Here is a 13,479-nt window from a genome sequence, read left to right on the forward strand (position 1 = left end):
TGGCTACCGAAACCTCGAACGATTCTTTTTGAGATTGCGCCTCGAGCTTGGTGGTTAAAATAGCAACCACGTGTTATGGTGATGAGCCTCATTTCTTACAAATATGTAATCCGATTCCAATTAAAAAGGCGTAACAGCAGAAATTTTATACTAAAAATAAAGAATGGAGTCGCTAGATGATTCTTTTTGAACAAGTAACACATGATCACTTTCCGATCATCCAATCGTTGTACGCGAGCGTTCCTGAATATGCGCTCTTAGAAGAACGAGTGCTTCCGCTCTCTGATTCGACCTTACAGGAAGAGTTTTTAAATCCCGATACCGTATCGCTGATTGGATATGTGGACGGAGAACCCGTCTTACTGATTGACTACCTACCGAAGCATCCAAAAGACGGTACACCTTGGATCGGTTTATTCTTAATGGATGCTTCTCAACACGGTACGGGAATTAGCAGTCGGTTACTATCCGCTTTTTGTGATCGATTCCTAAGTCAGGAACCTCACATTCATCTCGCGGTCTTACCTGATAATTTAAGAGCCCGTCGTTTTTGGGAAAAACACGATTTCCGCTATGTGCGAACGAGTTTCTCGAACCGCGAACAACTCGTAGACGTCTACGTGTATGATGTAAGTAAAAACAAATGAAAACGTATGAATGGAGTATCACACAATGTCCAAACCCTCACTTCGCTTTGATGTTTTGTTAGCGGGATTGATTTCCCTGCTATTTTTTAGCATGACGCTCGGATTAACTTTTTTCATTAGTCAACATGCAACAAACCGACTCCAATCGGAAGTCGGGATGAATCTGTCAACGACCGCTCACCAACTATCTGATAAGCTTGATCATTACATGTGGTCACGTTATGCCGAAGTAAAATTGCTGGGTTCCTTATCAACGATTCAACAAACAGAACAAAAAACAGAAACGCGACGGACACTCGAAGAGTTACAACGGCAGATTCCTGACTTTTCTTGGATTGGTCGATTAGATACGGAAGGTAACGTCGTTGCGTCAACGAACCAGATTCTTGAAGGAACGTCGATCAAGGAACGCCCTGTCTTCCAACAAGCCTTATCACAACCATTCATCGGGGATGTCCATGAAGCTGTCCTACTCGCAAAATTATTGCCGAACCCAAGCGGTGAGCCACTCCAATTCGTCGATATTAGTACACCTTTATATGATCAGGGTCGATTTTCTGGTGTCCTCGCAACACATCTCAGTTTCGAATGGGCAAAAGCGATTGAACAAAGCTTTCAGAGTGCTACTTCCTCTCTCCAACAAGTCGATGTCTTCATCATTAGTCAAGATCGAAAAACGATTTTACTTGGACCAAGCGGATGGAGCGGTAAAACATTACCTGATAGCGTAACGCTGACTTCGAATGCTTCTGCGACCGCTTCCTGGCAAGGGAAAGAATTTGTCTCTGGTCAAAGCACAAGCCGAGGTTACAAGGATTACGATGGCTTAGGTTGGACGGTTCTCGTACGTCAACCGACTTCGATTGCGTTCGCTGATGCCGATGCTTTACGTCAAACGATTTTCATCGCTGGTTTGATTGCCTCTTTCGTTACAGCCGTACTTGGCTGGATGTTAGCGAAGCTATTGACACGACCATTATTAAAAATCACACATGCCGCACAACAGATGCAGGATGATCCATCAAAATCACTCCCGAATCATCGTGGAATCCGAGAAATCGAGACACTGACGGATGCCTTACAACGACTGATTCATCGCTTGCTACATACCGAACAAGAGAAATTGACGTTTGAACGCTTGTCACAACGCGATAGCCTGACTGGTCTCGCGAACCGCAACGGTCTCGCTCAATACATCGAACAATTGCCTGCAGAAACGCATTCTATCTATCTTTTCCTTGATTTAGACGGCTTTAAAGCAGTCAATGATACGTATGGTCACGCGCTAGGTGATCTCCTGCTGATCGAAGTCAGTCAACGTCTCGAACAATTGCTTCCACCGGGTGGATTCGTGGCTCGTCTGGGCGGCGATGAGTTCATCATCGTCTTGACGACTCAATCCTTAACAGAAGCACGATACTTAGGTGAACAATGGATCGCTCACGTCTCGATGCCGTATCACTTAGAAGAACAAACCGTCCACATCGGGATGAGTATCGGAGTCGCCGAACAGGTGACAGGAGAATCACTCGAACAAGTCATGCATCATGCTGATTTAGCGCTCTATCGTTCGAAGCAAAACGGTAGAGGATGTATGTCCGTTCATTGACCATTCAGGACGGAGGATTGACAAGCGCTGCTCTCCTCCGTAAGGTGAACGAGAAGCGTATAATTTTTCAACGAGGAGCTGTCAACATGAATCAATGGACACGTGAAGCACGATACCGTCCCCTCTCGGATGTCGATCCGAGCGTCTACCAAGCGATGAAGGAAGAAGTTCGCACATCTCCTTGGCGATTTTCTTACCATATCCAACCTCCGACCGGACTTTTGAATGATCCGAACGGCTTCGTCTATCATGATGGTCTCTATCATTTGTTTTATCAATGGTTTCCACTCGGACCCGTACACGGGCTGAAGTACTGGTATCACATGACATCAAAAGACCTTGTACATTGGTTCGATGAAGGAGCCGCCTTGATCCCGAATGACGATCCTGATTCGCACGGTGCTTATTCCGGTAGTGGCTTCATTAAAGATGATCAAGTGCACATCATGTATACCGGCAATAAACGGGATGCGGATTGGAATCGCCATACGAGCCAGATCGTCGGTCATCTCCGCTCCGACGGACGAATCGAAAAACATTTACCACCTGCTATCCCAAACGTTCCTGCAGGATATACGGAACATTTCCGTGATCCGAAAGTCTTCCAAGATGCATCGGGTACCTGGTACTGCATCATTGGTGCACAGCGCATTGACTTGACGGGTTGTACTGTCATCTATCAGTCTCAAGATGCAGAGCACTGGACATTCCTCGGTGAATTACAGACGAACAATCCAACATTCGGTTATATGTGGGAATGTCCTGATTATTTTGAACTCGATGGAAAAGGTGTTTTCCTCTTTAGTCCTCAAGGGATTGAACCGGATGGTACGAACTATCAAAATATCTTCCAGTCCGGTTATTTCATCGGTGAACCGTTAGCTTTACCCGACTTAACATTCACACACGAATCGTTCCAAGAACTCGATTTCGGATTTGACTTCTACGCGCCACAAACAACTGAAGCGGCAGATGGTCGACGGATTCTTGTTGGTTGGATGGGGTTACCGGATATTAGTTATCCTTCTGACATCTATAACTGGGCACATGCTTTGACATTGCCACGTGAATTAACGATCGAACAGGGACAACTTCGTCAACGACCTGTCCGTGAACTGACACAGCTACGAAAAGAGACACTGTTTGACGAAACGATTCTTTTCGAGCAAGATGTGACGATTGCGGAAGCCGAGATTTTCGAACTCATGATGACAGACTTGAAGCTGTCGTCCGACTCGTTCCGCTTCTCGATTCGTCAAGACGCTACAGAAGAGACGGTATTCCACTACGATGCTGTATCACGTCAATTTACGATCGATCGAAGCCGTTCAGGCGCGGAAGTCCCTGCTGAAACATTTGGTACATCGCGGTCGACTGTCCTTACAAAAGACTTGCATACATTACGTTTGTTCGTAGATCGTTCTTCATTTGAACTTTTCCTGAACGATGGAGAAGCCGTTGCATCTGGACGCATCTTCCCGAAAGCATCCAGTCGTGGGATCGCCTTCTCTGGTGAAGCGACTGCCCATCTATCCATTTTTGATTTATCTTAAATGAACAAAAAGCATTTTCCTGAATAGAATCAGGAAAATGCTTTTTTAATTCAATGCTTCAATCGCAGTTCTTTTTCTAAATCAAATGCAAGGATGTGTTGCTCCCCAATCGGACCCATGACGGACTGTAACGTATCGACGTATCCCGTCTTGAAATACAATGATTTTGCAGCAATATTCTTCTTATTGACTGCCAGTGTGATCGCTGTGACTTCTGGAAAATGATGATGGACAAACTCTGGCAACTGCATCATTGCCTCTTTCGCGTATCCTTGGTGTTGATGGCGTACATCAATGGAAAAGGCACGTAACAGGACACTTTGTTCATGTGTTCGATGTGTTTTAGGGGGATTGAGATGGAGAATAAAAAATCCGACGACGAGATCGTCTTTTTTGATGACGACCGGGAATTTATCTGGATGGGCAACTGCATCTGTGACGACATCCGTCGGAAAAGAAGTAAACTGGACTTGTTCTTCTGGAAGAATGAACGCCTCACATTGTTCATAATGTTCATTCGTATACATGTGTAATTTCACTACAGACATTCTCATTCCGCCTTCCCTCTTTGTACAGGACAAGAGAGTACTCTCTTACATCTATTCCCATTTTAATGTTTTTGTGTCCATTTGCCTAGTCTTTTAGGGTACTCGTCTTACATAACATCCAATAGGTTCTTGTCTCTTTATTCCACGGTTCTTCTTTCCGTAATCCACTCCTGACACTAAAAATGATACACTAGGGAAAGTTCGATTATTGGACGCGAAATTAATACGCTCGAGGTGAACTGTATCATGCATGAAGATTTTTTCGAACAGATGGAGCGATTGACCGGCATTCAACTGAATCCTGTTCAACAACAGGCAATCGAACATGACCATGGTCCGTTGCTGTTACTCGCCTCACCCGGCTCTGGAAAAACAACGACGCTTAATTTTAAAATTGCCTATTTGATTTTACAAAAAAAGATCGAACCACATCGTATTCTAGGGCTGACCTTCAGTAAAGCGGCAGCGCGTGAGATGGCGGATCGATTTTATCACTTATTCCATGAGCTAATCGGAACAACGGCAGCTTTTTCAACGATCCATAGTTTTGCTTTTCAAGTCGTTCGGGATCATACATCCCAGCAACGTCTCTCCTATACGATCATCGAAGGACCGATGGATCAACAACATCCGAATGCGCCACATAAACGCATGTTACTCCGGCGTATTTTCCAGGAAATGAATCGGAGTGTCATTACTGATGATCAGATGGATGAGTTATTACGGATGATTTCCTTCGTCAAGAACCGTCTCCTGTCTTTAAAGGAAATCAAGGCAGTACCGACGACGATTAAACATTTTCCTGATATCTATGTGGCATATGAACAATTTAAGTCGCGTGATCCCTTACATCCGTTACTCGACTTTGACGATATGTTGACGTATGCAAATACGATTTTGGAGCAAGACCGTCGTCTGTTGCAACATTATCAGCGACGCTTTGACTATATTTTAACGGATGAGAGTCAGGATACGTCACTCGTCCAGCATCAATTGGTCGAGAAGTTAGCCTTACCACACAACCGTCTATGTGTCGTCGCGGATGATGACCAAACACTGTACAGTTGGCGTGGTGCAGATGCTTCGAAAATCCTTCATTTCAAGGATACGTATCCGAATGCGACGATTCTTTATATGGAGCAAAATTATCGTTCGTCTCAAGACATCGTATCCGTCGCGAACCAATTCATTCAGCGCAATAAAGCACGCTATCCGAAACAGATGTTCACGGAGAACGCTGCTGTTCGTCCAATCATCTTAGAGACGCTACCGACTTATGAAGATCAGACCCGCTATCTGTTGAATCAGTTACGGACAGAGACAAATTATCGTGAAGTAGCCATCTTATATCGCAACAACGCTTCTTCAATTAACGTCATGAATGCGTTAGATCAAGCAAATATCCCTTTCTACATTAAGGATGTTGATCATAAATTCTTCAGTCATTGGATTTTGAAGGATATTTTAAATTTCATGACATTCGCACAAGATCCAACAGATATCGAGATTCTAGCAACCATCCATACGAAATTCGTCGGGTATATCTCAAAAGCGCAACTGGCTCAATTGCAGCAGTTCGGTACGGGTGAGTCTTTGTTTGATCTGCTTATAAATAAAATCGAGATGAAGTTCTATCAAAAGAAACAACTCCAGCAAATGAAACGGACGTTTGCTTCCATTCAGACCGTTCGTCCGTCTGCTGCGCTTTCCCTCATTCGTCATGAATTAGGATACGAAAAGAATTTACGGAAAATGAGTGAGAGTCTTGGTTTTAGCCTCGATCATCTGCTCGAAACATTGAATACGATCGATAATATTGCAAGCGATGTACCGACGTTACTTGCCTTTCGCGAACGAATATCGCATCTTGAACAGTTAATGCGTGATGCGAAACAAAATAAAAATCAAAATGCGGTCACCCTCTCGACCTTCCACAGTGCGAAAGGACTCGAATTCGATCGTGTCTTCATGATCGATCTCGTCGCAGGGATTCTACCGTCAGCTGATACGATTAAAGCTTATAAGAATGGGCAACTCGATGATATGGAAGAAGCAGCGCGCTTGTTTTACGTCGGCATGACAAGGGCAAGACATGAACTACATCTCCTGTCCTATCGTTTTAAATCAAAATCATTTGATGTCTCGCCATTCGTCGAAGACGTCCATCGTCTTGTCACGCCTGACGCTGCAAAACGAAAAGTAGAGCACCATCGCCCTGCTGTTACAGCGCGAGCTAGCATTCCTCCACTACCGATCACTGAGAACATGCGTGTCTCGCATACAGCATTTGGTCCTGGAACCGTCTTGCACCTGGTTGACGACGTGCTAGAAATTTCATTTGATCAAGGAATGAAAAAACAGCTTTCGTTACAAGTCTGCTCTGAAAATGCATTACTCGAAATTTTATGATTTAAAATGGACCTGACTCAAAAAAAGAATGACGCGTCTTTTCACGCTCTTTCCTCAGGCGAGACACAAGCCAGTTTTCCTGCTTCATTCAAGCAGGAAAGCGGGTCTTGTTTGTCTCTGACAGCGCATAATGCGCTTTTTCCTGTAGGAGTGACGTGTGACGCGTCATTCTTTTTGTTACGAGATAAAGGTGGCAGATTTTTATTCTGCCACCTTTATCTTTGTAGAGGCTGACTTTTGAGTCAGCCTTTGTTGTATCCGTTAATTTTTCGTCGATGACTCATTCTGACGAACCAAGGCGTCCCGAATTTCTGTCAGTAATTTTTCTTCTGTCGTTGGCGCTGCCTCTTCTTCGACGACTTCTTCTTTCTTTCGGAACGAAGTGATGCCCTTGACGAAGAGGAACAGAGCAAATGCGATCAACAAGAATTCAATACTTGCTTGAAGAAACTGACCATACTGTAACTCCGCGTTTCCGACCATGACTGACAAGCCTTTGACATCAATGCCACCGATGATGATTCCGATCAACGGCATGAAGACACTGTCGACAAGCGACTTGATGATCCCGCTAAAGGCAGCACCGAGAATGACCCCGACCGCTAAGTCAATCACATTTCCGCGAAAGGCGAACTCCTTGAATGCCTTAAACATGAAACGTCCCCCTTACCAAGCGCGGGACGCCAACTGCTGAATCGCATATCCGACGCCGTGCTCATTGTTTGTTTTCGTCACGTGATGGGCAATCGCTTTTGCTTCATCATGACCATTCCCCATCGCAATCGCCTTGCCGGCAACCTTGAACATCGGGATATCGTTCAAGTTATCACCGATGACAGCGACTTGTTCAATCGGAACACCAAGGTGGTCGGCAAGAATTTTAACTGCCGTTCCTTTATCGGCCCCAGCTGCCATGACTTCGATATTATCGTGTCCTGACGACGTGACATAGACACCGTCGACCTTCTGCTCGATTTCCTGCCAAATCTTTTTCATTAATTCTTGATCAAACGAGAACGAGATGAACTTGAACACTTGTCCTGCTTGGTTGCGAATGTACGATCGGAATCCATCAATCATCTTGACGTCTTCTTGGACATAATAGCGATCGTGGAAGAAATCGAGCACTTGTTTTGCCCGATCACTCTCTTCACTCAACTCTTTCAACGAATCGTAGGCTGCATCGATTGTCGCCCCTTGTGCTGTCACGAGTCCTTGATCACAGAACATCTCGAAGAAGACTTCATATTGACTGATGATGCCGTAAATTTGTTGCGCTTGCTCCGTCGTTAACGTCGTCGCACTCAACTCTTCTCCATCGACGGTCATCACACGTGCCCCGTTTGACGCGATGATCGGACAGTGGATTCCTGCTGCATCTGTTAATTCTTTTGCATTTAAGTAGTTACGTCCTGTCGCGATTGCAAACTCGACACCTTGTTCGCGTGCTGCTTCAATTGCCTGAATCGTTTCCGGTTCAATTCGTTGTTTACCCGAAAGAACGGTTCCATCCATGTCTGATACGAGTAGTTTGATTGGATTTGCCATCGTCTTCACTCTCCTCTTTTTCTATTTCCATACCACTATACCATTTTTCACATTTTGACTGGTCGTAAACGCGTTTTACAAGATCGGGGACAACAAACGCGAAATACTTTCCTTGAATTTAATCATTCTTGAACGCGCGGCATACGAATCGACCGTCATGAGCTTTGATACCTCACAATCGGCGAGGAAGAGCCGTTCTAGTTCAATCGTTACTTCCTGATCATAGACAATCGTATTCATTTCAAAATTCAACCGAAAACTTCGTGCATCGATATTCGTCGTTCCAACCGAAGCAACCTCGCCATCGACGACGATCGTCTTCGCATGTAAAAATCCAGGTTCATACGTGTAGATTTTAGCTCCGTAAGATAGTAGTTCCCCTACAGCAGCAGTCGTTGCCCAGTAAACAAATGGATGGTCCGGTTTGTTCGGGATCATAATTCGCACTTCCACTCCGGACAGAAGAGCTGCCTTACACGCATCTAAATAACTCGTGTCTGGAATGAAATAAGGCGATTGAATGTAAATCGTCCGTTTTGCTTCGTTAATCATCTTAATCAAGGCAAGCTTCAAATATTCTGAACGGGAATCCGGACCCGACGTGACGATTTGCATCGGTAATATATCCTGAATCCTGTGCGTTCCATAGTAAAACAAAGATTTTTCCGTATAGACGTCACTTGCTTGGTTCCAGTCGAGAATAAAGCGATCAAGCTGATCGTGAACGACGTCACCTTCCAAGCGAAAATGTGTATCTCGCCAGTAGCCAAACTTTTCATCGATCCCGAGATATTCCGTACCGACGTTGAACCCACCAATGTAACCGATTCGACCATCGATGATACAAGATTTACGGTGATTGCGGTTGTTCAATCGAAAATTAACGAATCCGATCGTCGATGGGAAAAAGGCAAACACTTCTCCGCCGTGTGCGAGTAAATCCTTGAAATCCGTCCGTTTGAGACTGCGTGATCCGACAGCATCATACAAGAGACGGACTTTGATTCCTCGACGGGCACAATCGGTTAATGTATCGATCAACGCTAACCCGAGGCGGTCTTTCTGAATGATGTAGTACTGGATATTCACTTCATGCTCAGCCTGGCGGATATCTTGAATCATCCGATTGAACTTCTGCTCGCCATCCGAAAGAATCTGCAGTTGATTGGAGAGACTGAGTAACGAACCGTTCGACATCAGGTTCATCCGAATCATATCCCGGTGCTTTTGAATCATCGGGTGCCGTCCCATCGTTACAAGTTCTTTTTTCTGTAAGGCAATCCGTCTATCCTGTTCCAGTTGTTCTTCATCCGTGACACGATAAAAATTCGTTTTTTTCAACAGTCTTCCGAAAAACAGATAGACGAGAAATCCTACGAGCGGAACGAAATACAAGATGAATACCCATGCCCACGTCGCACCAATATCGCGCCGTTCGAGAAAAATAACTGTCAGAACAGCCAAGATATTCATGATGAGCAATCCGTAGACGATGATGATCGTGAATGTACTCCATACTTCCACCATACGATTCCCTCCCGTTTTAACGGTATTCTTCGATTTTGATTCCTCTGTCTCTTATTCCCGTTTCTTTCCTCATCATTCTTCTGAAGACAAAAAAACCTTTTTGAAGCACTGCTAGCTTCAAAAAGGTTTAGGTGTGTCATGATTCTGGACATGGTTCTGGTTGTTGTAACGCCATTTGTTCAAGCGTCGCTTTGACACCTGCCACACAGTCTGGCAATCCAACACCATCATAAGCAAGTCCGGCTAAATGAATGTGTGGATAGTGAGAAGAGACGATTTCTCGCACTTCTTGAATCCGCTGTGCATGTCCTACCGTGTAGGCCGGTAAGCCGTCTAATAGACGACTGATGACGACACGTTCCGGTTGCAATGGACGACCACAGATGTTTTCAAGGTCTTCTAAGACGACGCGTTCAATCACTTCATCTGATTCACGAACGAGTGCATCTTTTCCGGGGCGTCCGATGAAGGCACGGAGCACGGTATGATTTGGCGCCGCATGATTCCACTTTTGATCAATCGCCGTGCATGCTGTAATCGAATACGGTGCCCGACGGTTGACGATGAATCCTGTTCCATCAATCGGTAACGCAGTTTCTTTATCGAAAATCAACGTAACCGTCGCCGTTGAGTGTGTCGAAAGGTTCGCAAGCCCTGGAAGCGTCGCTTCTGGTAACAGGGACACGACTTGGTGATGCGGAATCGTCAACAAAATATCATCGGCATACTCTGGACCATGATCCGTTTCGAGACGATACCGCCCATCTTCTTCCCGTTCAATGGAGCGAAGTGGTGTCTCAAGACGAATTTCTGTCCGTTCAAGCACCTCTTCTAGCCGCTCGACAAGGGATTCAAGTCCAGTAGCAAGTGACAAGAATTGACCTGTCGCTTTGAGCGTCGGACCTTGTTGTTGGTCAAGCGGACGCATGAGACGCATTCCTTCGAACAAACTTCCTGCTTTTTGTTCATTGGCAACAAATTGCGGATAGGTTGCAAACGTACTCATCCGGTCGATATCACCCGCATAGATGCCTGAAAGAAGCGGTTCGATCAACTTCTCAACGAGCGCATCTCCAAGACGCGGACGCAGGTATTCCCCTAATGGAATGTCCGTTTCCGGAATCGTCAAATCAGGAGCAGGATGAAGCAAGCGTTCTGACACCTCTGCTTTTTCTTCTTCCGTCAATAGAGATGTCTCTGCGAATAACTCTAAATCGGTCGGGATACCCATGACGGCACCTTTTGGAATCGGGTGGAGACCGCGCACATCCAAGATATACGCTTGCGACGTGTTATTGCGAACGAGTTGTTCCCCTAATCCGATCTCTTCGATGAGATCCGTCAGCACGTGTTTCCGAGCGACGTATGAATCCGGTCCACGCTCGATCGTCAATCCTTCGTCCCGATATGTCGCCACCTTACCACCGAGACGACCTTCTGCCTCGAGTAACGTGATATTCATTTCCGGAAACTGTTTCTCTGCATAATAGGCGGCTGCAAGTCCTGATATACCACCGCCCACGATGACGAGACGTTTACTGGACATAACTACCCACCTGTTTCGCTACGGCTTCCGTGACAGCCTTCATGAAAGCTGGATTCGCATTTGGCATGACAGGTCGCGCATAATGGATTCCGAGTTCGTCACAGACGACTTTACACTCGTAATCATTATCAAACAGTACTTCTAAGTGATCGGCAACGAAACCAACGGGTACGTAGACGAATGCTTCGTATCCTTTTTCTTCGTAGACATCACGCGTCAAATCCTGAACATCTGGTCCAAGCCATGGTTCTGGCGTTTGTCCAGCCGATTGCCAGCCTGTGATCATGTGCGGTACACCTGCACGTTGTGCGATCAATTCGGCTGTTTCTTTCAATTGCTCTGGGTATGGATCACCGTTTGCGATGATTTTCTCAGGCAGACTGTGTGCTGAAACGACAAGGACAGCTTTCTCTTCAGGTACTGGTAAAGCGTCGAACGTCTTGCGGATTTCTTTACCCCACCAATCGAGGAACGCTTCTTCTTTGTACCACGATTCAACAGATGCTAAATGAATACCGTGCTTGTCCGCGACTTCCTTCGCACGACCATTGTATGAACGGATACTGAACGTCGAATAGTGCGGTGCTAAAACGACCGTGACCGCCTCCGTGATGCCGTCTTTTGCCATTTGCTCGACAGCATCCTCAACGAACGGCTCGATGTGTTTCAGACCAAGATAGAGCTTGAACTCAATTTCACCAGCATATTTCTCAGACAATTGACGGTGTAGCTCTTCAGCCTGATCAATCGTGACTTGTGCGAGTGGTGAGACACCACCGATGGCTTCGTAACGTTCCGTCAACTCTGCCAATGCTTCTGGAGACGGTTTGCGTCCGCGACGGATGTGCGTATAATAACGCTCGATATCTTCTGGTTTATATGGCGTACCGTACGCCATAACAAGTAGTCCTAACGTCTTCATTTTCCTACCTCCATTTTTTCTTTCGAATAATCATGGATAAATGCAGTCAAACGTTTCAATACTTCTGGATCGACTTCCGGGAAGATGCCGTGACCGAGATTAAAGATGAAGCCTGGTTGCTTCATTCCCATGTCGAGAATCTCCTTCGTTTTTGCTTCAAGGATATCCCATGGCGCTAACAGATAAGATGGGTCGAGGTTTCCTTGGACAGGTTTCGTCAGTCCATGCTCACGCGCTTCGTCGATCGACAAACGCCAATCAAGTCCGACGACGTCTAACGGTAAACTGTGCCATTCCTCCGCCAAGTGACTCGCTCCTACACCGAACATGATCATCGGCACGCCTGTGTCTTTTAATTCCGTGAAAATGCGTTCCATCGTCGGCTTGATGTAACGGACATAATCTTTCCGGCTTGTCGTTCCGACCCATGAATCAAAGATTTGGAACGCTTGGATTCCTGCATCTACTTGTGATTTGATGTAATCGATGACCATGTCACCTAGTTTCTCCATTAAGGCATGCCATACCTCAGGTTGTCCATACATCAATGCTTTCGTCTTATGGTATCCCTTCGAAGGACCACCTTCAATCATATAGCTCGCGAGCGTGAATGGTGCCCCGGAAAAACCAATCAACGGTACTTCGAGTCGCTCCCGTAACAAACGAATTGTTTCATAGATATACGGAATATCTTCACGGTTGAAAGGTTGCAGTGCTTCTACATCTGCCATCGTGCGAATCGGATTCGCAATGACTGGCCCGATGCCACTCTTGATTTCGACGTCAACACCCATCGATGGAAGTGGCGTCATGATGTCTTTGTACAGAATCGCTGCATCGACCCCTAATTGTTTTACAGGTAGTTCTGTCACATATGCGCCTAGTTCCGAGTCATGTGTGATCTCGAAAAGCGTCCGCGTCTTCTTGATTTCACGATATTCCGCTTGATAACGACCTGCTTGTCGCATGTACCAGACGGGAACGTGATCAATCTGCTCGCCACGGATCGCCCGCAAAAACGTATCATTGAATTTCTTCATCATAACTACCCCTTTATACTCGTTCTAACGCCCCAAAAAAACGTACGATAAGTTTGTGAACACAGAAACATTATATCTGAAATTAAGAAGTCTGTGCCAATAAATCGTTTACAAAATGACAGTTCTGTTA

Annotated in this window: 11 protein-coding genes; 4 read left to right on the top strand and 7 right to left on the bottom strand. The window is 45.6% G+C overall.

Annotated features, from left to right (window positions below):
- The first annotated feature begins 176 nt into the window (after window positions 1–176).
- The 3 genes from KNQ15_RS13395 (at window position 177) to KNQ15_RS13405 (ending at window position 3,809) form a co-directional block, all read left to right on the top strand.
- Window positions 177–647: a GNAT family N-acetyltransferase gene (locus KNQ15_RS13395; protein ID WP_051656220.1), complete on the top strand. Its 471-nt coding sequence runs from the start codon at window positions 177–179 to the stop codon at window positions 645–647.
- A gap of 25 nt (window positions 648–672) precedes the next feature.
- Entirely contained in the window at window positions 673–2,256 is a 1,584-nt protein-coding gene (locus tag KNQ15_RS13400; protein WP_214729773.1) for a diguanylate cyclase domain-containing protein, read from the top strand.
- A gap of 86 nt (window positions 2,257–2,342) precedes the next feature.
- On the top strand, window positions 2,343–3,809 hold the full coding sequence (locus KNQ15_RS13405; protein WP_069940355.1) for a glycoside hydrolase family 32 protein: 1,467 nt from the start codon (window positions 2,343–2,345) through the stop codon (window positions 3,807–3,809).
- 50 nt (window positions 3,810–3,859) lie between these two features.
- Here KNQ15_RS13405 and KNQ15_RS13410 read toward each other — a convergent pair whose 3' ends face one another.
- On the bottom strand, window positions 3,860–4,357 hold the full coding sequence (locus KNQ15_RS13410; protein WP_029340947.1) for a GNAT family N-acetyltransferase: 498 nt from the start codon (window positions 4,355–4,357) through the stop codon (window positions 3,860–3,862).
- Between the two features lie 246 nt (window positions 4,358–4,603).
- On the opposite strand from KNQ15_RS13410, the gene KNQ15_RS13415 reads away from it, so the two are divergent.
- On the top strand, window positions 4,604–6,766 hold the full coding sequence (locus KNQ15_RS13415) for an ATP-dependent helicase (RefSeq protein WP_214729774.1): 2,163 nt from the start codon (window positions 4,604–4,606) through the stop codon (window positions 6,764–6,766).
- A gap of 261 nt (window positions 6,767–7,027) precedes the next feature.
- Here KNQ15_RS13415 and mscL read toward each other — a convergent pair whose 3' ends face one another.
- The 6 genes from mscL to hemE all read right to left on the bottom strand — a co-directional run bounded on the left by mscL (window position 7,028) and on the right by hemE (window position 13,352).
- Complete coding sequence (gene mscL / locus KNQ15_RS13420; RefSeq protein ID WP_029340945.1) at window positions 7,028–7,420, bottom strand: large-conductance mechanosensitive channel protein MscL; 393 nt, start codon at window positions 7,418–7,420, stop codon at window positions 7,028–7,030.
- A gap of 12 nt (window positions 7,421–7,432) precedes the next feature.
- Window positions 7,433–8,314: a Cof-type HAD-IIB family hydrolase gene (locus KNQ15_RS13425; protein WP_029340944.1), complete on the bottom strand. Its 882-nt coding sequence runs from the start codon at window positions 8,312–8,314 to the stop codon at window positions 7,433–7,435.
- A 75-nt stretch (window positions 8,315–8,389) separates the two neighbouring features.
- Window positions 8,390–9,841 (bottom strand): cardiolipin synthase, encoded by a 1,452-nt coding sequence (gene cls, locus KNQ15_RS13430; RefSeq protein WP_029340943.1) that lies wholly within the window; start codon window positions 9,839–9,841, stop codon window positions 8,390–8,392.
- 136 nt (window positions 9,842–9,977) lie between these two features.
- On the bottom strand, window positions 9,978–11,387 hold the full coding sequence (hemG, locus tag KNQ15_RS13435; protein WP_047396240.1) for a protoporphyrinogen oxidase: 1,410 nt from the start codon (window positions 11,385–11,387) through the stop codon (window positions 9,978–9,980).
- Window positions 11,377–12,309 (bottom strand): ferrochelatase, encoded by a 933-nt coding sequence (gene hemH / locus KNQ15_RS13440; protein WP_029340941.1) that lies wholly within the window; start codon window positions 12,307–12,309, stop codon window positions 11,377–11,379. The genes hemG and hemH overlap by 11 nt, the downstream gene beginning before the upstream one ends.
- The gene (gene hemE / locus KNQ15_RS13445) at window positions 12,306–13,352 is read right to left on the bottom strand and encodes a uroporphyrinogen decarboxylase (protein ID WP_214729775.1); all 1,047 of its coding nucleotides are present in this window, start codon (window positions 13,350–13,352) and stop codon (window positions 12,306–12,308) included. The genes hemH and hemE overlap by 4 nt, the downstream gene beginning before the upstream one ends.
- Window positions 13,353–13,479: the final 127 nt, after the last annotated feature.

It is taken from the genome of Exiguobacterium sp. s168, assembly GCF_018619035.1.
Lineage (GTDB): Bacteria > Bacillota > Bacilli > Exiguobacteriales > Exiguobacteriaceae > Exiguobacterium_A > Exiguobacterium_A acetylicum.